Here is a 23,421-nt window from a genome sequence, read left to right on the forward strand (position 1 = left end):
CAACGGTCTAGTGTCACCTCCACTTCAAAAACCGATTTGGGGGCACCAATGCAGTGGCTGGATAGCGTGGCGGGTCCTGGATATGCCGCAGCGCTGCTGTGGACGTTTGCCGCCCTGGTCCTGCTGGTCATCGTGCTTGTCATCATCAGGCTGGTCCGCAACCTGACTTTCGGCACCTTCGTTGCCGGCGGCAGGAACCGCAAGACGCGGCTGGCGGTCATGGACGCCACCGCGGTCGACAGCCACCGCCGGCTGGTGCTCATCCGGCGCGACGATATCGAACACCTGATTTTGATCGGCGGCCCGACTGACGTCGTCGTCGAGCGCGATATCAGGCTGGCGGCGCCACGCCGTCCGGCTTTGACCGGCGATGGCGGCGGCGGTGGCCAGCAGTCGCCGCGTCCGCGCGCGGCACAACCCGCCCCCGCCGCACCTGCAAGGCAGGCGCCACCGCAGCAACCGGTAAGAGCGGCCCCTGCCGCCCTTCCGCCACGCCAGGCAGCGCCGGCGCCGAAACCGGCCCCAATCTACCAGGCGAGCAACGTGACACCGCTGCCGGCCTATGGCGCGGCCGCCAACACCGCCCGACAGGCCCCGCCGCCACCAAAGCGCGAGTCCATCGACGACACGCTGATGCGGGAACTCGAGGTCTCGCTTGATGATTCGCACGCCAGCAAGCCGGCGGCGAAAGCGCCGGCTTCGCTCGATGACGAGATGACCAAGCTGCTCGGCGAGCTCGCCAGTCAGAAGCGATAAATCCTACTGAAAAACCGGCCGCTCCTGACCGGAGTGTGGATCTATGCCATTCTTGCGCATGATCTCTTCGAACCGTGGCTTAGTGCGGCAAAAACCCGGAAGCTCCGCGCAAAAACAGAAATGGCCGGGAAACCCGGCCACTTCTAATGAAAAGTTCTGCCTGACGGCTGCGGCTCAATCGTCGCGATAGACCTTCTCGCGGCGCTCGTGGCGCTCCTGCGCTTCGATCGACAGGGTCGCGATCGGGCGCGCGTCGAGACGCTTCAGCGCGATCGGTTCGCCGGTTTCCTCGCAATAGCCGTAAGTGCCTTCATCGATGCGCTGCAGCGCCGAATCGATCTTTGAAATGAGCTTGCGCTGGCGGTCGCGGGCGCGAAGCTCGATGGCGCGGTCGGTTTCAGAAGAAGCCCGATCGGCGAGATCGGGGTGGTTGGCGTTTTCCTGCTGCAGGATTTCGAGAGTTTCGCGCGCTTCGCGCAGTATGTCGTTCTTCCAGGTGACGAGCTTCAGGCGGAAGTATGATTTCTGCCGTTCGTTCATGAACGGCTCGTCTTCGGAGGGTACGTAATCGGCGGTAGAGATATCGTTCATTCGACTCACCCAACAACCCCAAATTTCGCGCCTATATATTCGCGCAGAGGAGGCTGCACAAGCGTAATCGGCGCGCGTTTCACGCAATTGTTAATGCGCAAGGGGCGAGCCACGGCAAAGCCTTCCACAGCAAGGGCGCGCGCGAATTCGCACATTATTCGCTGCGCTTGGGTGCCGCCGCCATTGTGCGGCAGGCCTTTCTCGTGGCTAATCCAATTGTCATCCAAGAGGCAGCACACCATGGGGGCCCGGTGAGCAGACTGTATCTGTTGCGGCATGCCAAAGCTGGTTGGGCGCTGCCCGGCGTGCGCGACTTCGACCGCCCGCTCGACGCATCGGGCATTGCCGATGCCGAAACGATGGGGACGGCGATGCGTGCCCGCAACTACATTCCCGATATCACGCTCTGCTCCAACGCCAAGCGGGCGCGCCAGACGCTTGAGGGCATAGCCAGCCACACCGACACCGGCCGGGTGCTGTTCTTCGACACGCTCTACAGCGAGGATGCCGCCGGCTATCTCGCCATCATCCGTGGCAATGGCGGGCCGGGCTCGCTGCTGGTCATCGGCCACAATCCAATGACGGAAGACCTTGCCATGGCGGTCTCGGGCGACGGCGACGAAGCGGCGCGGGCCATCATGAACCATGGTTTCCCGACCTCCGGCCTGGCGGTCGTGCGCTTCAAGGGCACCCTCACCGAGGCCGCGCAAGGCGCGGGCTATCTCGAAGCCTTCCTGACGCCCGCCGATCTCTGAGCGGAGCCGGCCAGGTCCGGACGCCATTTCAAACTGCGGATGCAAAGCCTATATCGGGACGGACGGAAGCCCCGAGAGAACAGATTTTGGCATCATCGCTGACGACATTCACCGACGAAGCGAGAATTGCCCTGGATACACTGTCGGGGCGGGCAAGTGGGCTGTTTTCGCCATCGCTGCGGCTCGGCGTAACCGGCCTTTCCCGCGCCGGCAAGACGGTGTTCATCTCGGCGCTTGTCCACAATCTGATCCATGGCGGACGGTTGCCGCTGTTCGAGGCGCAGAAGTCCGGACGCATCGCGCGCGCCTTCCTCGAGGAACAGCCGGATGACGCCGTGCCGCGCTTCCAGTACGAGGACCATATCGCCGTGCTGGTCAACGACCGCGTCTGGCCGGACTCGACGCGCGCCATTTCCGAACTCAGGCTCACAGTAGAATATGAATCAGCCTCCGGCTGGAACCGCATGTTTTCCAGCGGGCGGTTGTCGGTCGACATTGTCGACTACCCCGGCGAATGGCTGCTCGACCTGCCGCTGCTCGGCAAGTCCTTCGCCGATTTCTCGCGCGAAGGCTTCGAAATGGCGATGCTGCCGGTGCGTCACGACCTGTCGCAGGACTGGCGGACCCTGTCGGCGACGATCGACCCCAATGCCGACGCCGACGAGATGACGGCGCGCCGGCTGGCCGAAAGCTTTGCCGCCTATCTCAAGGCCTGCAAGCTCGACGAACGGGCACTTTCGACCTTGCCGCCCGGCCGTTTCCTCATGCCTGGCGACCTCGAGGGCTCGCCGGCACTGACCTTCGCGCCCTTGCTGCTCAAGGGCGAACGACGCCCGCGCTCCGGCTCGCTGCAGGCGATGATGGAGCGCCGCTACGAGGCCTACAAGACGCATGTGGTGAAGCCGTTCTTCCGCGAACACATCACCCGCCTCGACCGCCAGATCGTACTGATCGACGCCATGCAGGCGCTGAACGCCGGCCCCGGCGCGATGGCCGACTTAGAGCGCGCGGTGACCGAGATCCTCTCCTGTTTCCGCCCCGGCCGGGGCAATTTCCTCACCGACCTATTTGCACGCCGCATCGACCGCATCCTGGTCGCCGCGACCAAGGCCGACCATCTGCACCACGAAAGCCATGACCGGCTGCAGGCGATCGTGCGGCGGCTTGCCGACCGGGCCGTGGCGCGGGCAAATTTCACCGGCGCCGATGTCGACGTGGTCGCCATGGCGGCTGTGCGCGCGACACGTGAAGGCACGGTCAAGCAGGGCCGCGAAACGTTGCCGGTGGTCATCGGCAGTCCGCTGAAAGGCGAAAAAATCAACGGCGAAACCTTTGACGGCAAAACCGAAACCGCCATATTTCCCGGGGACTTGCCAGAGAAAATTGAAGCGGTTTTCGATGTTTCCGAAACCGACCACCGGCAAAGCAGCGATCCGGCGATCCGTTTCGTGCGCTTTCGCCCGCCAAAGCTCGAACGCACTGCCGAAGGCGTCACGCTGTCGCTGCCCCATATCAGGCTCGACCGCGCCTTGCAGTTCCTGATCGGAGACCATCTGGCATGACCGCGCCCCGCAAACCGGCAGCTTTCCGTATCGAGCCGGAGGCCGAACCGAAGCAGGCCCGCACCCATGCCGAGCCGCTTCCGACGCGCAAGCCGCGCACCGTCGTCGTGCCGGCCGAGATCGATGTCTTCGACGAACCCGACATCATTGCCGCCGAACCGCCGCCGGCGACCGCGCCGCGCAAGCGCTCGCTGTTTGCCAGCCTGTTTTTCGGCGCGGTCGGCGTGCTGGTTTCGCTGGCCGTCGGCCTGTGGACCGACCAGCTCATTCGCGACCTGTTCGAGCGCGCAGAGTGGCTGGGCTGGCTGGCGGCTGCCATGGCCGCAATCGCCGTGCTGGCGCTCGTGGTGGTGCTGGTGCGCGAATTCCTGGCCATCGCCCGGCTGGCCGAGGTCGAAAAGCTGCAAAAACGGGCGCTCGATGCCGTCGCGCGCGACGATCCGAAGGCCGCAAGGGTCGTCGTCGACGAGCTCTCGGCGTTTGTCGCGGCCAAACCCGAAACGGCGGCCGGCAGGCGCTCGCTGGCCGAACTACGCGGCGAGATCATCGATGGCGGCAATCTGGTGCGGTTGGCCGAAACCGAGATTCTCGGACCCCTCGACGCCAGGGCCAAGGTGATGATCCTGGAAGCGGCCAAGCGCGTGTCGCTGGTGACGGCGGTCAGCCCGCGTGCTCTTGTCGACGTCGCCTATGTCGTCTTCGAGGCCGGGCGCCTCATCCGCCGCCTGTCCGAGCTTTACGGCGGCCGGCCCGGCACGCTCGGCTTCTTCGGGCTGGCGCGCAGCGTTCTCGCCCATCTCGCGGTCACCGGCTCGATCGCCGTCGGCGACAGCTTTGTCCAGCAGATCGTTGGCCATGGCCTTGCCGCGCGGCTTTCGGCGAAACTCGGCGAAGGTGTCGTCAACGGCATGATGACGGCGCGCATCGGCATCGCTGCGATGGAGACGGCGCGCCCCCTGCCCTTCATTGCCGCCAAGCGGCCGGGCATGGGCGATTTCCTGTCGGCGCTGACCTCGTTCGCGACCAAAAAAGAAGGCGAGACTGCGGCTACGACCAAATGAAGTTCTGCCTCGCGGTCACCAAGCATTAACCAATCTTGTTCATGGTCGTCCAACAACAACCTCCTTGTTGCCGGGTGTCGTCTATGAAAAGCGTAATCTTGTCCTGCGTCCTGCCCCTGGTCGCGCTTGCAGCACCTCTGGGCCTGGCCGGGAAAGCCTCTGCAGCCGAACCCGACAAGCAGTTCTTCCGCACCGTCGAAGGCAAATGGGTCGGCCCGGGCGAGATCGTCGCCGGCAAGTACAAGGGCACGAAATTCACCTGCAGCTTCGACGGCTCGACGCCTGACAACAAGACCGGCATGTCGCTCGACGGCGACTGCCGGGTTGGTGTTTTCACCCAGAAAATGTCGGCGACCGTCGAGCGCAAGGGACGCGACTATAAGGGCAACTTCATGGGCGGCGCCGCGGGTTCGGGTCTCGACATCATCGGCGGCAATGTCGTCGATCCCCGCAAGGTGGTCTTCACCATCAATCGCAACCAGCTGCGCGGCGTCATGCAGGCCCGCATCCCCGACGACAATTCGATGACGGTGACCATTGCCGTCCGCGTCGACCAGCAACTGGTGCCGGTGATCGGCATGAGCCTCAAGCGCGTCGATGCCGTCGAAGTCGGCTCCATCGCCAAGAACTGAGTTCCGGCAGCGGCCAGCAAAAAAGGCGGTGGCTCCTCGAGCCACCCCCTTCTTCAATTCCCCGAACGAAAATCAGCCCTTGATGGCGGCCGTCAGCTCGTCATAGGCCTTGCAGGCTTCGTCCAGCGTCGTGGCGCCCTGGTACTTGGTCGTCACCGCCTGCACCTTGGCCGTCAGGTCAGCCGCCTTGGACGGATCCTTGGTGATCGCCTCCTGCAGCGCGGCGGTCATCTCCTGCGCCTTCTTGGCCGCGATCTCCTGCGTGCATTCGGGCGCCTTCGAACAGGCCGATGCGGCAAGCATGGCGACACCCACGCCGACGAGCAAAAACTTCTTCATGTCAGTCATCTCCTCACAAAGGCAGAACTTGATCGTCGCTGCCTTCCAACGGCCGAAGCCGAGCGTCCCTTAGCCGCCGATTGCGGCAAAACGCAACGCGCGCACCGCACAAACTTGTGTAACGCGGCCGCAACATCACGGCGGCCCCGGAGTCAGGCCGCCGCATCAGTTGAAGCAGGGTTCAGCTGCGAGGCTGCAGCAACGCCAGCAAAGCTGTCGATGCGGCAAGGACGGCGGTGAGAGTCAGAGGCGCCGTGGCGCCATAGTTGTCCACGACATAGCCGCCGACAACCGCGCCGATGGTGATGGCAATTTGGAAAGAGACGACCATCAGGCTGCCTGCCGCTTCCAGCGCGTCCGGTGCCGCACGGGACAGATTGGTCGGCAGCACCACCGGCCCCATGCCGAAGGCGAGGCCCCAAAGCGTAACGAAGCCGAAGGCAGCGCCGATGTGCACGCCCCAAAGCACCAATGCCAAAGCCGCAAACGCCATCAGGACGGCGGTGACCACGAGCGCCATGCGGATATTGGCGTCGGCCAAGCGGCCGCCGACAATGTTGCCGACCACGGCGGCGATGCCAAATCCGAGCAGAGCCAGCGCAATTGGCCCGGTCGCAAGCAGCGTCACGTGTTCGAGGAAGGGGCGCACATAGACAGAGCCGGCGAAATGCCCGGTCATCAGCAAGACAATCGCCAGCATGCCGAGTTGAATGCCACGCCGCCGTGTCAGCCGAAATACGTCTGCAAGACTGTTGCTCGCTGCCGCAGGCAAGGTCGGCAGGCTAAGCAACTGCAGCAGCATGGCAATCACGGCCAGCCCCGCCGTCATACCCATGGCGCTGCGCCATCCCAGCCAGTCGCTGATCAGCGCACCCATCGAGGGCGCGGCAATGGTGGCAAGCGAGACGCCGAGAGTGACGATGGCCATGCCTCGACCTGTCGCATTGGCGCCAACCAACCTTGCCACGACGGCAACCGAAAGTGCCCAGAAAGCGCTGAGAGCGATCCCCAGCCCGGCCCGGCCTAGCAACAACAGCCAGAAATTGGGCGCCAACGCTGCAAGAATATTGGAACCGACCGCCAGGGCCATGAGGCCAACCAGCACCGTCTTGCGGTTCAATCGGCCGATGAGAACATTGCTCAGCATGGCCGTCACGGCGCCGACGGAAGCGGTGGCGGTGACGACCTGTCCGGCTGTTCCTTCGCTGATGCCGAGATCGCGCGCCATCGGCGTCAACAGACCTGCCGGCAGGAATTCGGCGGACACCAGGGCAAAGCTGGTGGCCGCCAATGAAATGACCGCGAACCAGGTGGCTGCGCTCCACGCGGATGGCGCATCGGCATCAAGGCCAATCGCGGCGTCTTCAAGCTGTAATGTTGTGTCAGTCACGGAAGGATCTCCAAAGTTAGGAGATCTTCATAGACGAGTCCGCTCGGATGATATGTATCCTAAAATCCGAAATTCATATCTATTCGTCCGGGAATTGTGCGGCGCACAACGCCTGGCGAAACATTGGTGATCCGCTTGAACGCGCGAGCGAAAGATGCCTCGGAATCATAGCCCAAACGAGTGGCGACTTCGGCAACCGACAAGCCGTTTTGGCCCAGCAACTCGCGGGCAAGCTGCATACGCAGGCGAGCGAGATAGCGTGCAGCCCCCTCGCCCAATACAGCGCTGAAGCGCTCGGCGAAAATCGACCGCGATTGGCCTGCCACGCCGGCCAGGCTTCCCAGCGTCCAGTTGTGGCCGGGGTCCCGGTGCATGGCTGCCAGAGCGCGGCCGATATGGGGGTCGCGGATGGCTGCGAGCCAACCGGTGGTCGAAGCGCCATTGCAATTGACCCAGCAGCGGATGAGCCGGGCTGTCAGCAAATCCGCCATACGCGACAGGATGGTGGCGCTGCCCATCTGCGGTTGCGCGGCCTCGACCGTCATCGCCGCGAGCAAAGGACCGATCACCGGGTCGTTGCCGGCCACGTCGCACCCCTTGATGACAGGCGGCATCAGCGTGATCAATGGGTTGAGCGCACAAGAACCCAAGGCCATGGAGCCGCAGAACAGGGTGCTTGTCGCGCCCGTCCCTTCCCGCACCACTTCGCTGAAATTGCCCCCCAACTTGATCACCTGGCAACCCGCAAGCGAGTCGCTTGCAACGTCCGGCGCGCTGGCCAGCCGGTGGGCAATGCCTTGCGGCAGCAGCATCAGATCGCCATCGCGCAACTCCTGCCAGCCTTGCGCTTCGGTGTGAATCCAGCATGGACCCTGGCCGACAAAGTGAAAACGAAGCAGCGGCTGTTGCGGAAATTCTATGCTCCATGGATGTCGGAGCTCGCAGCGGCCGTAGTTGACACCGCTCAAGCGAAAGTCTTGCAGAACCTCGCTGAGGGCATCCATCGGGATATGTGGCGAAGACGGCTGGGACGAATGGTCAGACATATGGCTGATATAGATGCCAAACGTCCGGCAGGCAAGCAGAGACCATTCTTCCACCATGGGAAACGCTCCAGCTGCATCCTACCCGTCCAGGCAGGCTTCCCGCCCTTGCCTCACGCTCCAACTGCATGCAAGGAGTGCTGTCGGACACAGGGACAAGAGGCATGGCGGCGGAAGCATCGGGCAGCGATCTCATTCAGGTGGTGGCGCTGCTTGCCGCGGGCGTCGTTGCCGTTCCGATCTTCAAGCGCATGGGGCTGGGCTCGATCCTCGGCTATCTCGCCGCCGGCGTGGTTATCGGCCCGTTCGGCATCCGCATCTTTTCCGAATCGGAAGCCATCCTGCATGTCGCCGAACTCGGCGTCGTCATGTTCCTGTTCATCATCGGGCTGGAGATGCAGCCGTCGCGGCTGTGGGGCCTGCGCCGCGAGATTTTCGGGCTCGGCGCGCTGCAGGTCGGCGTCTGCGCGGTGCTTCTGACTCTCGTCGGATTAGCGGGCGGGTTTCCGATCGCACAATCCTTCGTCGCCGGCGCCGGTTTCGTGCTGACCTCGACGGCGATCGTCATGCAGCTTCTGGAAGAGCGCGGCGAGATGGCCAGCCCCAAGGGCCAGCGCATCGTTTCGATCCTGCTGCTCGAGGATCTGGCAATCGTGCCGCTTCTGGCGCTGGTCGCCTTCCTGGCGCCGGGCGGTGCCGAGATGACCCTGCAGCAAAGGCTGACCGAGGTCGGCATCGGCCTTGGCGCCATCGTCGGGCTGGTGGTGGCCGGCCGCTATCTGCTCAATCCGTTCTTCCGCATCCTGGCTGACGCCAAGGCGCGCGAAGTGATGACAGCAGCGGCTTTGCTGGTCGTGCTGGGGTCGGCGCTGGTCATGCAGCTTTCCGGCCTGTCGATGGCGATGGGCGCCTTCCTTGCCGGCGTGCTTCTGTCGGAATCGACCTTCCGCCATCAGCTGGAAGCCGACATCGAACCTTTTCGCGGCATCCTGCTTGGCCTGTTCTTCCTCGCTGTCGGCATGTCGCTCGACCTACATGTGGTGATCGACAACTGGCGGCTCGTCGCCATCTATGTCGTCGCCTACATGGTGATGAAGGCGCTCGGCATCTATCTCGTCGCCCGCATGCTGAAGAGCGGCCACCGCGAAGCGCTGGAGCGCGCCGTGTTCATGGCGCAGGGCGGCGAATTCGCCTTCGTGCTTTACTCCGCCGCGGCGGCAGTCGGCATCATCGACAGCAGGGCCAACGCCACGCTGACCGCGATCATCATCATCTCCATGGTGCTGACGCCGCTGGCGATCATTGCGCTTAGATATTTGACGCCGCGCGACGAGCAGTCGCTCGAAGGCGTCGATATTGCCGAAGGGCTGACCGGCAGTGTTCTGGTCATCGGCTTCGGCCGCTTCGGCCAGATCGCCAGCCAGCCGCTTTTGTTGCGCGGCATCGACGTGTCGATCATCGACAACGATGTCGAAATGATCCAGGCGGCGGCCGATTTCGGCTTCAAGGTCTATTATGGCGACGGTACGCGGCTGGACATTCTGCGCGCCGCGGGCGCCGGTCGCGCACGCGCCGTGTTGATCTGCGTCGACAAGGCGGACGCTGCGGTTCGCATTGCCGAACTGATCAAGGCGGAATTCCCGCTGCTGACCGTTCTGGCACGTGCGTACGATCGCGGCACCGCGCTGTCGCTCATCCGTGTCGGAGTGGATTTCCAGCTGCGCGAAACTTTCGAATCGGCCCTCGTCTTCGGTGGCTCGGCGCTCGAAGCGCTTGGCGTCGAACCGGAAGACGTCGCCGACGTCATCGAGGATGTGCGGCGCCGCGACAACGACCGCTTCGAGACGCAGTTGGCGGAAGGCATACGGGCTGGCCGGCGCTTCCTCAGGGGCAATATCGGCACGCCGATACCGACGCCGCTCGCCCCGCCGCGTCGACCCGGCCAGGCGCTGAATGAAGAAACCGCCGGTGTGTTGCAAAAATCCGAATCCGCCCAATCAGAGGAAGGCAGATGACCGCATTGGATGAACGCGCGCTCGCCGTCACCAAATTCTGGCGCGAGGCCGGCGAAGATGCCTGGTTCGAAAAGAACGACGCCTTCGACGCGGATTTTCGCAGCCGGTTCCTCGACCTGCACTTTGCGGCCGCGCGGCGCGAATGCGATGCCTGGTCGGAGCATGCCGAGGGTTCGCTGGCGCTGATGATCCTGCTCGACCAGTTTCCGCGCAACTGCTTTCGCGGCACCGGCCACATGTACGCCACCGACCCGCTGGCAAGGCTTTTTGCCGCCAAGGCGATCGCCGCCGGCCATGACCTTGCGCTGGAAGAGGACCTGCGGGTCTTCCTGTACCTGCCCTATGAACATTCGGAGCTGCCCGCCGACCAGGACAGATCGGTCGAGCTCACCACTGCCAGGGCGCCGGAGTATATCAAATACGCGGTCGAGCACCGCGACATCATCGAGCGTTTCGGCCGCTTTCCGCATCGCAACAAGATGCTTGGCCGCGAGACGACGGCGGACGAACAGGCATTTCTCGATGGTGGCGGGTTTTCCGGCTAGCCCAGCCACCAGTCACGGCCGGAAGCCAGCCGCTCTATGCCTGACGCATCGACGGCGCCAAGCCGCTCGCTCACGCTGCGGCCGCCAACCTCCAGTTCCGGCGCGATCTCGGCCAAGGGCGCCAGCACGAAGGCGCGCTCCAGCATCCTGGGATGCGGCACTTCCAACCCGGTCTCGTGGATAATGCGGTCGCCGAACACCAGTATGTCGATATCGATCAGGCGCGGCCCCCAGCGCTCCTCGCGCACCCGCTTCAGCTTGCGCTCGGCCTCGAGGCAGAGATCGAGCAGAGCCCTTGGCGCCAGCCCCGTCGAGATTTCGGCGGCGGCGTTGAGGAAATCCGGCTGGTCGAGCTTGCCCCAAGGCGGTGTGCGGTAAAGCGAGGAGACGGCAATGACGCGCGTGCTCTCGTCAGCGTCCAGCAGGCGCAACGCCGTGGCCATCGAGGCCGCCGGATCGCCGAGATTGCCGCCAAGGCTGAGATAGACCGTGTTATTCGGGCCAGACAACGGTCACCTCGACATAATCGAGCACGCCGGGCACCGGCGCGTTGGGCTTGCGCACGGTGATCTCGGCCTTCCTGATCTGCGGAAACCGCGCCGTCAGCGCCTTCGCCACTTCGAGCGCCAGCGCCTCGATCAGGAAACGGCGATGTCCGGTGATGATCTTCTCAATCACCGTGAAGGCGATGCCGTAATTGACGGTGTCCTCGATGGAGTCATCCTCCAGCGGGCGGCTGGGCTCGACCGTCAACTCGGCATCGACATAGAAACGCTGGCCGAGCGCCTCCTCCTCATCCAGCACGCCGTGCCGGGCAAAGAAGGCGCAGTTCTTCATGCGGATGACATACATTTCTTAGTGTCCTGGGCTCAGCATCCTGGCCTTTCGCGCCAGCATAGCATCGGCGACGGCCAGTGCGTCCACGTTGATTGCGACATCGTGAACGCGAAACAGATCGGCGCCCTTGAGCCTGAGGATGACGCTGGTGGCTGCCGTACCGGCGCCGCGCTCGGCGGCCTCGCGGCCGGTGACGGTGCCGACGAAGCGTTTCCTGGAAGTGCCGGCCATCAGGGGAAAGCCCAGCGCCGTCAGTTCGGAAAACCGAGCCATCAGGTCGAGGTTTTCCTCGGCCGTCTCTTTGGCGAAGCCGAAGCCGGCATCGAGCACGATATGGTCATCCTCAACGCCATTGCGCTTGGCGATTTCCAGCGATGCCTTCAGGAATAAAAATTGATCGTCGATGACGTCGGGCAGCTTTTGCCGCTCGCGCCCGGTGTGCATGATGACCAGCCCGGCGCCGGTCTCGGCGGCGACGCGGGCAATGCCGGGTTCACGCTGCAGGCCCCAGACATCGTTGACGATATGCGCGCCGGCGGCGACGGCCAGGCGCGCGGTTTGCTCGCGATAGGTGTCGACCGATATCAAAGCTTCACCAGACGCAGCGAGCGCGGCGATCACCGGCAGGATGCGGGCCTGCTCTTCCCCAGGGGTAACGGGAGAGGCGCCGGGGCGCGTGGATTCTCCGCCGATGTCGATGACGACAGCGCCCTCTTCCACCATGCGGCGCGCCTGCGCCACCGCCTGGTCAGCCGCGATGAACAGCCCGCCATCCGAAAAACTGTCCGGCGTGACGTTGAGAATGCCGACCACTATGGCCTTCTCGCCAAGGTCGAGATGGCGTCCATGCGCCAGTTGCCATCGCCTTGTCGTCATTGTCCTTCAACCATGTGGCCCATCGAGCGCTTGCAATCCATCAACGATGCGTGATCGGTGGAAGATCAATTCCGTTGCGCCGGCAACGGCCGTAAAGCAAGGTGAGTGAAGAGGCAACATGATGAAACGACCCCTGCTCTGCGCCCTGACGCTGGCTTTGACCGTCCTGCCGGCGAATGCTGCCAATCTGGTGAAGACCTACAGCTATTTTGCCGTCGGCGGCAGCACACTCGATGACATCGAGACGCAATTGTCGAAACATGGACCCGAGGTGAAAAGCACCGGGATGAGGCATCCGGGCGCAACCCAGATGGCGTTCACCACCCGCATCAGCTACGCGCAAACCGCTGATTCCTGCCGCATCGCCAAGGCCACCGTCACCGTCAAGGTCAAGGTCATCCTCCCGGAGTGGCGCAGGCCGCGCAAGGCGGACGCCGATGTCAGGCTGTTCTGGGACACGCTGTCGGCCGACATCAAGCGCCACGAGGAGCGCCATGTCGAGATTGCCAAGAACCACGGCCGTCAGCTCGAGGACGCGCTGAACGCCAGCTACCCGCAAAAGACCTGCGCCGAGGCAAAGGCGAAGGCGGCGCAGATCACCGCGGCCGAGCTCGCCAGGCACGACCAGGACCAGCTGCGCTTCGACCGGGTCGAAGGCGTCAACTTCGAAAGCCGCATCCTGCGGCTGCTGCGCTACCGCATGCAGCGCGTCGAAAACGGCCAGCTTCCGCCTGGCTGAACCACGGGACTGATATCAAGCCAATCGCGCCGAAACATGAGGCCAGCCTCAGAAAACTTTCGGGCAAGGGTCGAAATCGGCCTATACCGACCGACATATGTCAGGCTCGCAAGGCGCGAGCTTCGGAACACGAGATCAAGACCAATTGAGGCGGCGTATAGCGGAGCGGCCATTTGGCGCCGCGCAATCGCTCGCCAGGCGTTGTGGATGAACTGACATGGACCAGGCTGTCGACAAGCCGGTGATGGCGACGCCCGCCGCGCCGCTGACGGAGAGCGAAAAGAACGTCATCATCGCCGGCATCTTGCTGTCGATGCTCTTGGCGGCACTCGACCAGACCATCGTCGCGCCGGCCATGCCGACCATCGGCCGTTCCCTCGGCCATGCCGACTATCTGCCGTGGATCGTGACCGGCTATCTCTTGACGGCGACCGCCATGGCGCCACTCTACGGCAAGATCTCCGACGTTTATGGCCGCCGGCCGACCGTCTATGCGGCGATCCTGATCTTCCTCGCGGGATCGCTGGTCAGCGCCATGGCCCCCAACATGTTCGTGCTGGTCATCGGCCGGGCAATCCAGGGTGCCGGCGGTGGCGGCCTGTTCGCCTTGGCGCAGATCGTCATCGGCGACCTCGTGCCGCCGCGCGAACGGGCGCGCTATGCCGCCTGGATTTCGGGCACATGGGCTGTTGCCAGCATCGCCGGACCGTTGCTGGGCGGCGGATTTGCCGAACATCTGCACTGGTCGCTGATCTTTTGGATCAACATCCCGCTTGGCCTGGTGGCGATGGCGATCATCAACAAGCCGCTGCGCAAACTGCCGGTCGCCGCAAAGCGGCATCGCATCGACGCGCTGGGCGCACTGCTTCTGGTGGTGGCGACGGCGTTGCTGCTTTTGGCGCTCAACTGGGGCGGCAGCGCCTATCCATGGGCCTCGCGCGAGATCCTCGCCCTGCTCGCCTGTTCGGCGGTCTTCTGGGGCGCCTTTGCGCTGCGGCTGATGCGGGCGGCCGAGCCACTGATTTCGCTTGAAGTGCTGAGCAACCCGATCGTGCTTGCCGGCACGGCGTCGATGTTCCTGCTGCAGGCCGCCAATATCGGCCTGTCCGTGTATCTGCCGGTCTATCTCCAGTCGATCATCAGGCTGTCGGTCAGCCAGTCTGGCCTTGCCATGCTCGGCCTGCTGCTCGGCACGGTCGCCGGCGCGACATTCAGCGGCCGCACGATACCGCGCTTCTTCCACTACAAGCGCATCGCCATGGTTGGCGTTCTCTTCGCCATCATCTGCCTTGGCGTGCTCAGCCTGGTTGCCGGCCGCGCCTCGCTGCTGGTGGTCGAGCTCTTGACCATATGCATTGGGCTTGGAAGCGGCACCACTTTCCCGGTCGCCACCGTGTCCGTGCAGAACGCGGTCGACCGTGCGCATCTCGGCGTCGCCACCGGCGTGCTGACCTTCCTGCGCTCGCTGGGCAGCGCACTCGGTGTCGCCATGCTCGGCGCCGTCGCGCTCGGCTACGGCCTGCCGCTTGCCGGCGAAGGCGTGCCGGCTGCCGGACAGATCGTATCGGCGACGCCGTTCATGATGATCTTCCTTGCCGCAGCTATCACGCTCGTGCTGGCGCTGATCACGCTGGCACTGATGCCGGAGAAGTCGCTGCGCGGCCGCGACGAGGCCGAGGCGCCAGTCGTCCTGGTGGAATGATCCAGAGAGCCCTGTAGAACCTACCCCACGACCCCGAGCTTCTTCTGCAGGCTGGTTGAGGAGGTCGTGTACTGGAAGACGATGCGCTCGCCAGGGCTGATGATGCGCTTGGCGGCCTGCGCCATCAGCGCCACCTCGTGAAAGCCCGACAGGATCAGCTTCAGCTTGCCGGGGTACCAGTTGATATCGCCGACGGCGAAGATGCCGGGCACCGAGGACTGGAACTTTTCGGTGTCGACCGGAATGAGGTTCTCGTGAAGGTTGAGCCCCCATTCGGCGATCGGGCCGAGCTTCATGGTCAGGCCGAAGAACGGCAGCATGCGGGTGCAAGGCACCTCGATGTCGCCGTCAGGGCCGCCCTTGATGGTCGCGGACGCCAACTGACCGTCGACGCCGGTCAGGCCGCTCACCTGGCCGACCCGGAACTCCAGCTGCTTCATCTCCTGCATGGCGTACATCTTGTTGACACTGTCAGGTGCGGCGCGGAATTCCGGGCGGCGGTGAACCAGCGTCACGCTTTTTGCCACCGGCTGCAGGTTCAGCGTCCAGTCGAGCGCGGAATCGCCGCCGCCGACGATGACGAGATCGTGGCCGCGGAAATCCTCCATGCGGCGCACCGAATAAAAGACGCTCTTGCCTTCATAGGCCTCGATGCCGGGAATGGGCGGCCGTTTGGGCTGGAACGAGCCGCCGCCGGCGGCGATCACCACCACCTTGGCCTCGAACACCTCGTTCTCGTCGGTGGTGACGCGGAAGGAGCCGTCCTCCAGCTTTTCCAGGCTGGAGACCATGCGGTTGAAGGTGAAGTCGGGCTTGAACGGGTGGATCTGCTCGACCAGCCTGTCGACCAGGCCTTGCGCCGAGATCAAGGGCCAGCCCGGAATGTCGTAGATCGGCTTTTCCGGATAGAGTTCGGCGCACTGGCCACCGGGCCGGTCGAGGATGTCGATCAAATGGCATTTCATGTCGAGGAGGCCGAGTTCGAACACGGCGAACAGTCCGACCGGCCCTGCCCCGACAATGAGTGCGTCCGTCTTGATTACATCGGTCATGCCAGGCGTGCCTCATTGCCAAAACTGGGCCAAACTGCATGAGCATTGGCTTGCTGCCAAGCGCCGGCGGCAAAAATCCGAGAGAAGTCGGTTCAGCCCTGGCGGGCGGGAACGCGCACGACGAGGCCGTCAAGGGCGTCGCGCACCTTGATCTGGCAGGACAGGCGCGAGTTCGGCTGGACCTCATAAGCGAAGTCCAGCATGTCCTCTTCCATCGCCTCCGGCTCGCCGACCTCGGCCGTCCAGGCTTCGTCGACATAGACATGGCAGGTTGCGCAGGCGCAGGCGCCGCCGCATTCGGCCTCGATGCCCGGCACCGCGTTGCGGATCGCATTCTCCATGACGGTCGAGCCGTTTTCGGCCTCGACATCGAAAGAAGTGCCGTCATTGGCGATGAAGGTCAGCTTGGTCATTTGTCACCTGAAGGGAGTCTCAGCCGAGATAATCACTCCGCCAGACAAGTCAACTGCGGCGCGAAAGCGCCGCTTTGTGACGTTTTTTCGGAAAGCTGGATAAAGCGCGCCCTGGCCCGGCCAATTCATGCCGGTGGCGGCCGACGAGCGGCAGCCATTACCGGCTGATGGCGGCGATGAAATCCCGCACTTCCTCGATCAGAACGCTGAGGCGCTTGAGGCTGCGTGTATCTTCCGGCTGCTGTTCGATCGATGAGGCGCAGTCGGCGATGGCAAAGGCGCCGACGCCGCGCGCCGAACCTTTCAGCCCATGCGCTAGGAGCAGCCTCTCCCTGACATCGGCGTCGATGATCTTGTCGCGGACGGAAAGCGCCTGCTGTACGAACAGTGCCAATACCTCCTGTTCGAGGGCGCGATCGCCCATTGTCTGTCGGGCCAGATGGGCCAGATCCACCGGCCGCGAACGGGCCGGACCCGACGCATCGCCGCCCGGCATTGAGAAGGCAATGCCGCTTTCACCGCGTACCAATTTGAAACTCCCTTTGTCCCGATCGCCAAAAAAACTTAGGCGATTTCCGTCGCCAACGCGTTAATGAATGGGCCGGAAAATTGTTGCCGCAGAGGCGGCGAAATCACGTTCACGTTAACCTTATATTTAAAGTTTTACGTATCTCGCGGAATGCATGTTTTCTTTACCCCTGTGTGTCATTACGATACGAGGGGTCCATTTTCAGCCTCCTGCGTGGGATAAGATAAGCCAGAATCAGGCCAAAATCATAAAGTCCCTCGGCAGCTAGTACAGGGTAGCGAAGGCATGGCGAAGAAACCAACGACGACCAGAACTCTCGACAGCGACGTAGCCAGGGAACTCGAAAAGGCACTAGACCTCGACCTTAGCGGAGACGGCAGCGGCGATCTCGATATAGCGGCGTCGATGGAAGATCTGGAAGCGCAGATTTCGCAGGCCGCGGACGAACTGGCGCGCGAAGGCCGCACCCAGCCCGCCTCCATTCAAAGTGCACCCATCCAACAGAATCAAAGCGCGGCGCCGGCTGCCCAGGCCAAGCCCGCCGAGCTGCGCCCGGTTGAATCGCGCAACAGCGCGCAGCCGGCCGGTTTCAAGCCGGCAAACGATGACCGCCAGAAAGATTACAAGACGCTGCTGCACAGCCTCAACCGGCGCGCGTCGAGCACGATCTATTGGGTCGTGGCGTTCGTGTCGCTGGCCTGGATTGCCGGCGCCGGCGGTCTTGCCAATCTGCTGTTTGGCCCCAGCATCTGGAAAATCCGTACATTCGATCAACTCCTCGCCCGCCCCGAACTGATCGGCCTCGCAATCGCGGCAATCATACCGGTCGTCCTGTTTTGGGCCTTCGCGGCGATGATCCGCCGCGCGCAGGAAATGCGCATCGCCGCCCAGTCGATGACGGAAGTGGCTTTCCGCCTGGCGGAACCGGAAAACCTCGCCCAGGACCGCGTGATGATGATCGGCCAGGCCGTTCGCCGCGAAGTGGCGGCGATGGGCGAAGGCATCGAGCGCACGCTGGCGCGCGCCGTCGAGCTCGAAACGCTGGTTCACAGCGAGGTCAACCAGATCGAACGCTCCTATTCCGAGAATGAGTCCCGTATCCGCTCCCTGGTCGACGGGCTGGGCAGCGAACGCGAAGCCGTCGTCACCCATGCCGAGCGCGTGCGCGCCTCGATCACCGGCGCGCATGAGACGCTGAAGGACGAAATCGGCGCTGCCAGCGACATTATTCGCGACTCGATCCTCAACGCGTCGACCAAGCTGTCGATGACGATCACCAATTCCGGCGACACGCTGATCGACCGCATCAACGAAAGCTCGATGTCGATCTTCGATCAGGTGGAAGGCAGGCTCGATACGATCACCGACAGGCTGTCGACCTCGGGCGAAGCCTTCGCTTCGTTGCTCGACACCCGCATCGCCAAGCTGACGGACACCACCGACGGCTTGACCCGGTCGCTGACCGACCTGCTCGACGACCGCACCACCGGCATGGTGTCACTGCTCGGCGGTGCCGCCCGGACCCTGAGTTCGGAATTCGAATCCAGCCTCAGCGGCATCGAGCGCACCTTGGCCGAACGTGGCCAGGCGCTGATCAGCGAATTCCAGACCCGCGCCGAAGCCCTGGACACCGGTACGCAGAAGCTCAACGCCGCGCTTGAGGCACGGGCTCGCCAGATCAATGAAACGCTGGTCGAACGCGCCCGCGAGATCGCCCATACCTTTGCCGAGAGCAAGGACCATTTGTCGGCGATGATCGATCAGGGCAAGACCCAGATCGGCGCCGACATGGCCGACATTGTTTCGTCGACCTCGTCCATGCTCGAAGCCCGCGCCAGCGACTTCGCCGGCCGCATGGAAGCGGCCCGCCACGTCGTGTCGCGCTCCTTCGACACCGACATCCAGCGCCTCGCCGACGCCCGCGTCGGCATCGAGGAAGCCGTCGAAAACCACAGCCGCAAGCTGTCCGAAAGCCGCGAGCGCATGGCAGCGGCCATGGAGGCGGATCTGGCGAAATTCGCCGAGGGCCGCGCCGGCATCGACGCAGCCGTGACCAACCAGGTGCAGAAGCTCGCCGAAGGCCGCAACCTGATTTCGCGCGCTTTGGAAGAGGATCTGCGCAAGGTCAACGAGTCTCGCGCCGCCATCGACGCGTCGGTCGGCAGCCACCTCGAGCGCCTCGAAGAGGGCCGCAACCGGCTCAACCAGGCCTTGCATGAAGACTCCGGAAAACTCGTGCAAGCCCGCACGATCATTGATGAAATGGTCGCCGGACATGTTGGCAAGCTGGCCGAGGGCCGCAACATTCTGTCGCGCGCCCTGGAAGCCGATCTTGGTAAGCTCGCCGACAGCCGCGCCTCGATTGACGGGCTGGTCGCCGGCCAGGTCGAAACGATCGCCGAAGGCCGCGCCGTCCTGACCAAGGCGCTCGAAAACGACATTGTCGGCATCAAGGGCGTGATCGAGAACCACTCGGCGAAACTGGCCGAGGACCGGACTGAACTCAGCAAGGCGCTGGAGAACGACCTGTCCAGCATCAGGGGCCTGCTCTCCGACCATTCGAACCGGCTCGCCGACGATCGTGGCCTCTTGTCCCAAACGCTCGAAGCCGACCTTGCCAAGTTGGCGGAAAGCCGGTCGAGCATTGACGGGCTGGTCGCCGGCCAGGTCGAGAAGCTGGCCGAAGGCCGTGACATCCTCAAGCGCGCGCTCGAAGCCGACATCAATACCATCAAGGGTGCCATCGCGGGTCATTCCGACAAGGTGGCGGAAGAGCGCAGCCAGCTTTCGAAGGCACTGGAAGCCGATCTGCAGAATGTCAACAGCCTGATCGCCGACCACACGAACCGGCTTGTCCAGGATCGTTCGACGCTATCCCAGGCGCTTCAGGACGATCTGCACAATGTGAGCGGCTTCATGGCCGATCATCAAAACAGGCTCGTCCAGGATCGTTCGGCCCTCTCAAAGGCACTGGAAGACGACATCGCCAAGCTGGCGGAGAGCCGCTCCAGCATCGATGGGCTGGTCGCCGGACAGGTCGAGAAGCTCGCCGAGGGCCGCGACATTCTCAAGCGGGCGCTCGAGGCCGATCTCAACACGATCAGGAGCGCCATTGTCGACCAGTCGCAGAAGCTGACTGAAAACCGTGGAGAATTCGCACGGGTGCTGGAAGCCGATCTGGAAAATGTCAACAGCCTGCTCCAGGATCACAGCGACAAGCTCGCCCAGGATCGCGCGACGCTGTCGAAGGCTCTTGAGGACGACCTCGCCAAGCTGGCCGAAAGCCGGTCGAGCATCGACGGACTGGTCGCCGGCCAGGTCGAGAAGCTGGCCGAAGGCCGCGACATCCTCAAGCGCGCGCTGGAAGCCGACCTGCAAAAGCTGTCGGCAAGCCGCGGCGAGGTCGACGACATCATCGCCGGCCATGTCGGCAAGCTGGCCGAAGGCCGCAACATGCTGACCCAGGCGCTGGAAGACGATCTGGCGAAGCTCGCCGACACCCGCAAGGATGTCGACCGCTCCCTGTCGGGCCATATCGACCAGATCGCCGCCAGAAGCACCGACATTTCCGCGGCTATCGCAGCCGATGTCGAGAAGATCGAGCAGGCCTTCAGCAAGCAGACCGGCATCATCGAGGAGCGCGCCGGAACCATGGAGCGCGCGCTGTCGGTGGGTGTCGACAATGTCCGCAACGTGCTCGAAAAGAGCGCCGTCTTTGTTGCCGGCGCACTGCGCGAGAAGGTGATGGAAGTCACCAGCGCCCTGCACGAACAGGCGGGTGCTGCCTTCAGCGATGCCGACCGCAAGATCGCCGAGCGTGCCGAGCAGACTTCGGCCGCCCTGCTGGCCCGGGCCGAGGACATCGCCCGCACCTTCGAGGATGCGGATCGCCGCCTGCACGCACGCGCCGAGGAAACGACGAGCGCCCTGCTTGCTCGCACCGAAGACACGACGAGCGCGCTGCTTGCCCGGCACGACGAGACGTCGAGCTCGCTGCTCGCTCGTGCCGAGGAAACGGCCGGACGGCTGGCTGCCCGCGCCGGCGAAATCGCCGGCACGTTCGACGCCGCCGACCAGAAGCTGGTTGCCCGTGCGGTCGAGACAGCGCAGTCGCTCGCCGACCGCGCTGGCGACATCCTGCGCAACTTCGAGGGTGCCGACCAGCGGCTGAGCATGCGCATCGGCGAATCCGCCGAAGCGTTGGCCGCCCGCGCCTCCGACCTCGGCCACATCTTCGATGCAGCCGACCGGCAGCTGATCTCGCGCATTGCCGAGGGTTCAGACGCGTTGTCGGCCCGTGCCACCGAAATCAGCCGCATCTTCGACGAAGCCGATCACCGCCTGGTGTCGCGCATCGCCGACTCCACGTCGACGATCGGCGAGCATGCCGACAACATCGTCGGTGCCTTCGCCAGCACCGAGCAGCGGGTCGCCGAACGCGCACGCCAGACCGGCCAGGAACTTGCCGTCCACGCCCGCGAAATGGAGCAGGCTCTGGCCGGCGCCGACGAGCGGCTGGCCGCGAGCGTTGCTGCCGCAACCACCCGCGTCGAGGAACAGGTCGCCAGCGTCGAAAACCGCCTCGCCTACACCACCGAGACGATGGGCCAGAAGCTCAACGAGCAGGTGTCCAGCGCCGAGGCTCAACTGATCTCGCGCGCCAACACGATTGCGGAGACTTTTACTGCGGTTGGCCAACATATCGGCCAGAGCACCAACGACGCGGCCAAGACCATCGGCACAAACACCCGCGAGCTCAACACGATGCTGGCGGCACGTTCGGCCGAACTGTCGAAGATCCTCGACGAAACCGCACGGCCGCTGGTCGAGCGCTTCGCCCAGGGCGGCTCGGAACTGCAAAAGAGCATGGAAGAGGTCACCGAACGCGCCACCGAGAAGCTGCGTAGCGAAAACGCCGCCCTCGTCAATGCGCTCGCCAGCCGCACGGCCGAAACGCTGTCGGCCGTCGAAGGCGCGCGCTCGTCGCTCGCCGACAGCGTCGCCGATCTCATCGGCCGTATGAGCGTCTCCAGCTCGCAGCTCGGTGAGCTGATCGAGCAGGCGGCGGTCAATCTTGGCCAAGTCGACGAACGTCTCAGCGGCAGCACGCAAAGCTTCGCCGCGACCACCGAAAAGGCGGCGCAGACCTTCGCCAGCTCGGCACGCCTGGTCGATTCGAACACGACACGGCTTACCGAACTGTCATCTTCGACCTTGCGCGAAGTTGCTTCGATCGCCACCAAGTTCGATGAGCACAGCCGTCTGCTGTCGTCGGCTTCCGACCTGCTGAGCTCGGCGCAGAGCAATCTGGAACACACGCTGGAGAGACAGTCGTCGCTCGAAGATCTCGCCGTCGGCCTGGTCAAGAAGTCGGAAGACCTCGAGAAGGTGATGCGTTCTTTCGAGAGCCTTGTCGGCCAGACGATGCAGAATGCCGAAGGCAGGACGCTGGCATCGGCCGACAAGATCCGCATTGCCATAGCGGAAGTGGTCGATTCGGCAACCAACCGGTTTGCCGATGCGACCGAGGAGATGCGGCGCACCGCAAGCTCGATCAAGAGCGAGCTCGACCTCACACGCGCCGAGCTCAAGAAGGGCGTCATCGAGATGCCGGAAGAGGCCAAGGAATCGACCTCGGCGATCCGCCGTGCCGTTTCCGAGCAGATCAACGCGCTCAAGGAACTTTCGGATATCGTTGCGAAATCGGGCCGCGGTGGTGGCGACAATTCCGAGCCCCGCAATTTGCGCCCGGCTCCCCAGGCGCCGGTCCAGCGCCCGGCCGAGCCTGTACGCCGCCCACCGCCGGCGCCGCTGGCCGAGCGTCCGGCTCCGCAGGCGCCGCTCGGCGGTCTGCGCGGCACGCTCGATATCGAACGTCCTGCCGAAGCACCGCGCCAGCGCGACGCCAACGCCCGCACACCGCAAGGCGGCTGGGTGCGCGACCTCCTGACCGGGGCATCGCGCGAGGAGGAAGTCGCCAGGCCGGCAGCGCCCGCGGAAGCACCGCGCGCAACTCCCGCCCAGCGCTCGCCGCTGCATGTCATGGAGTCGCTCAACTCGCTGTCGGTCGACATTGCGCGGGCGATCGACCATGACGCCTCGATCGAGCTGTGGAACCGCTACCGGCGCGGCGAGCGTGACGTGTTCACACGCCGCCTCTACACGCTTAAGGGCCAGCAGACCTTCGATGAAATCCGCCGCAAATATCAGGGAGAGGCGGAGTTCCGCGCCGCCGTCGACCGCTACTGCGACGATTTTGAGAAGCTGCTCAAGGACGTCTCGCGCAACGACCGCGACAACATCATGGCGCAGACCTATCTGACGTCGGACACCGGCAAGGTCTACACCATGCTGGCCCATGCGAGCGGCCGGCTGCACTGATTGGTGCGACGATTACTGAACCAGGGCGGGCCACGGCCCGCCTTTTTCGTTTAAAGCCTGTCGCCTTTTAAAGGATTCAGGATTCCCCTTGGTTTGAGTTCGTGATTCATTGCGGTTGAAAGGAGACCGCAATGGGCAAGCCGCTACCGCTTGAGTTGCGTCAGCGTGTTGTTGCGTATGTCGATGAAGGCCATGGTCACCGC

Annotated in this window: 20 protein-coding genes; 10 read left to right on the forward strand and 10 right to left on the reverse strand. The window is 63.9% G+C overall.

Annotated elements, in window-relative coordinates; genetic code table 11:
* Window positions 1-48 precede the first annotated feature (48 nt).
* Window positions 49-756: a flagellar biosynthetic protein FliO gene (locus tag FJV77_RS05500; RefSeq protein WP_142865838.1), complete on the forward strand. Its 708-nt coding sequence runs from the start codon at window positions 49-51 to the stop codon at window positions 754-756.
* Between the two features lie 174 nt (window positions 757-930).
* Here the strand turns inward: FJV77_RS05500 and dksA are convergent, their stop codons facing one another.
* The gene (gene dksA, locus FJV77_RS05505) at window positions 931-1,347 is read right to left on the reverse strand and encodes an RNA polymerase-binding protein DksA (protein ID WP_112395407.1); all 417 of its coding nucleotides are present in this window, start codon (window positions 1,345-1,347) and stop codon (window positions 931-933) included.
* A gap of 251 nt (window positions 1,348-1,598) precedes the next feature.
* Here dksA and FJV77_RS05510 point away from each other — a divergent pair, with 251 nt between their 5' ends.
* The 4 genes from FJV77_RS05510 (at window position 1,599) to FJV77_RS05525 (ending at window position 5,357) form a co-directional block, all read left to right on the forward strand.
* On the forward strand, window positions 1,599-2,102 hold the full coding sequence (locus FJV77_RS05510) for a histidine phosphatase family protein (RefSeq protein WP_142865839.1): 504 nt from the start codon (window positions 1,599-1,601) through the stop codon (window positions 2,100-2,102).
* Window positions 2,103-2,188: 86 nt separating this feature from the next.
* The gene (locus tag FJV77_RS05515) at window positions 2,189-3,664 is read left to right on the forward strand and encodes a YcjX family protein (protein ID WP_142865840.1); all 1,476 of its coding nucleotides are present in this window, start codon (window positions 2,189-2,191) and stop codon (window positions 3,662-3,664) included.
* Window positions 3,661-4,725 carry a TIGR01620 family protein gene (locus tag FJV77_RS05520; protein ID WP_142865841.1) on the forward strand — a complete coding sequence of 355 codons (1,065 nt, stop codon included), beginning with the start codon at window positions 3,661-3,663 and terminating at the stop codon, window positions 4,723-4,725. Before FJV77_RS05515 ends, FJV77_RS05520 begins: the two co-directional genes overlap by 4 nt.
* Before the next feature lie 83 nt (window positions 4,726-4,808).
* Window positions 4,809-5,357: a hypothetical protein gene (locus tag FJV77_RS05525; protein WP_112561509.1), complete on the forward strand. Its 549-nt coding sequence runs from the start codon at window positions 4,809-4,811 to the stop codon at window positions 5,355-5,357.
* Between the two features lie 72 nt (window positions 5,358-5,429).
* On the opposite strand, the gene FJV77_RS05530 is transcribed toward FJV77_RS05525, so the two are convergent.
* From FJV77_RS05530 to FJV77_RS05540, 3 genes are all read right to left on the reverse strand, one after another.
* Entirely contained in the window at window positions 5,430-5,696 is a 267-nt protein-coding gene (locus FJV77_RS05530) for a hypothetical protein (protein ID WP_112561811.1), read from the reverse strand.
* Window positions 5,697-5,877: 181 nt separating this feature from the next.
* Window positions 5,878-7,086, reverse strand: a complete 1,209-nt coding sequence (locus FJV77_RS05535; RefSeq protein WP_142865842.1) for an MFS transporter — start codon at window positions 7,084-7,086, stop codon at window positions 5,878-5,880.
* A gap of 59 nt (window positions 7,087-7,145) precedes the next feature.
* Entirely contained in the window at window positions 7,146-8,132 is a 987-nt protein-coding gene (locus FJV77_RS05540; RefSeq protein ID WP_185970200.1) for an AraC family transcriptional regulator, read from the reverse strand.
* A gap of 161 nt (window positions 8,133-8,293) precedes the next feature.
* Here FJV77_RS05540 and FJV77_RS05545 point away from each other — a divergent pair, with 161 nt between their 5' ends.
* Both FJV77_RS05545 and FJV77_RS05550 read left to right on the forward strand, forming a co-directional pair.
* Window positions 8,294-10,144, forward strand: coding sequence for a monovalent cation:proton antiporter-2 (CPA2) family protein (locus FJV77_RS05545; RefSeq protein ID WP_142865844.1), 1,851 nt, complete (start codon window positions 8,294-8,296; stop codon window positions 10,142-10,144).
* Entirely contained in the window at window positions 10,141-10,689 is a 549-nt protein-coding gene (locus FJV77_RS05550) for a DUF924 family protein (protein WP_142865845.1), read from the forward strand. The genes FJV77_RS05545 and FJV77_RS05550 overlap by 4 nt, the downstream gene beginning before the upstream one ends.
* Here FJV77_RS05550 and folK read toward each other — a convergent pair.
* Genes folK through folP form a run of 3 tightly spaced genes read right to left on the reverse strand, consistent with a single transcriptional unit; the run spans window position 10,686 to window position 12,402 of the window.
* The gene (gene folK, locus FJV77_RS05555) at window positions 10,686-11,198 is read right to left on the reverse strand and encodes a 2-amino-4-hydroxy-6-hydroxymethyldihydropteridine diphosphokinase (RefSeq protein WP_142865846.1); all 513 of its coding nucleotides are present in this window, start codon (window positions 11,196-11,198) and stop codon (window positions 10,686-10,688) included. The genes FJV77_RS05550 and folK overlap by 4 nt on opposite strands.
* Complete coding sequence (folB, locus tag FJV77_RS05560; RefSeq protein WP_142865847.1) at window positions 11,182-11,541, reverse strand: dihydroneopterin aldolase; 360 nt, start codon at window positions 11,539-11,541, stop codon at window positions 11,182-11,184. Before folB ends, folK begins: the two co-directional genes overlap by 17 nt.
* A gap of 3 nt (window positions 11,542-11,544) precedes the next feature.
* Window positions 11,545-12,402 (reverse strand): dihydropteroate synthase, encoded by an 858-nt coding sequence (gene folP, locus FJV77_RS05565; RefSeq protein ID WP_142865848.1) that lies wholly within the window; start codon window positions 12,400-12,402, stop codon window positions 11,545-11,547.
* Between the two features lie 118 nt (window positions 12,403-12,520).
* On the opposite strand from folP, the gene FJV77_RS05570 reads away from it, so the two are divergent.
* Together FJV77_RS05570 and FJV77_RS05575 are read left to right on the forward strand one after the other, a co-directional pair.
* A complete protein-coding gene (locus FJV77_RS05570; protein WP_142865849.1) occupies window positions 12,521-13,141 on the forward strand; it encodes a DUF922 domain-containing protein in 621 nt (206 codons plus the stop codon).
* 217 nt (window positions 13,142-13,358) lie between these two features.
* Entirely contained in the window at window positions 13,359-14,843 is a 1,485-nt protein-coding gene (locus tag FJV77_RS05575; protein WP_142865850.1) for an MDR family MFS transporter, read from the forward strand.
* Window positions 14,844-14,863: 20 nt separating this feature from the next.
* On the opposite strand, the gene FJV77_RS05580 is transcribed toward FJV77_RS05575, so the two are convergent.
* From FJV77_RS05580 to FJV77_RS05590, 3 genes are all read right to left on the reverse strand, one after another.
* The gene (locus tag FJV77_RS05580) at window positions 14,864-15,895 is read right to left on the reverse strand and encodes an NAD(P)/FAD-dependent oxidoreductase (protein WP_142865851.1); all 1,032 of its coding nucleotides are present in this window, start codon (window positions 15,893-15,895) and stop codon (window positions 14,864-14,866) included.
* 92 nt (window positions 15,896-15,987) lie between these two features.
* Window positions 15,988-16,308, reverse strand: coding sequence for a 2Fe-2S iron-sulfur cluster-binding protein (locus FJV77_RS05585; protein WP_142865852.1), 321 nt, complete (start codon window positions 16,306-16,308; stop codon window positions 15,988-15,990).
* 157 nt (window positions 16,309-16,465) lie between these two features.
* Window positions 16,466-16,804: an Hpt domain-containing protein gene (locus FJV77_RS05590; protein WP_142865867.1), complete on the reverse strand. Its 339-nt coding sequence runs from the start codon at window positions 16,802-16,804 to the stop codon at window positions 16,466-16,468.
* Between the two features lie 318 nt (window positions 16,805-17,122).
* Between FJV77_RS05590 and FJV77_RS05595 the strand changes: the two genes are divergently transcribed.
* The gene (locus FJV77_RS05595) at window positions 17,123-23,218 is read left to right on the forward strand and encodes a kinesin (protein WP_142865853.1); all 6,096 of its coding nucleotides are present in this window, start codon (window positions 17,123-17,125) and stop codon (window positions 23,216-23,218) included.
* Window positions 23,219-23,421: the final 203 nt, after the last annotated feature.

The sequence above is a fragment of the Mesorhizobium sp. WSM4306 genome (assembly GCF_007003975.1).
Taxonomy (GTDB): Bacteria; Pseudomonadota; Alphaproteobacteria; order Rhizobiales; family Rhizobiaceae; genus Mesorhizobium.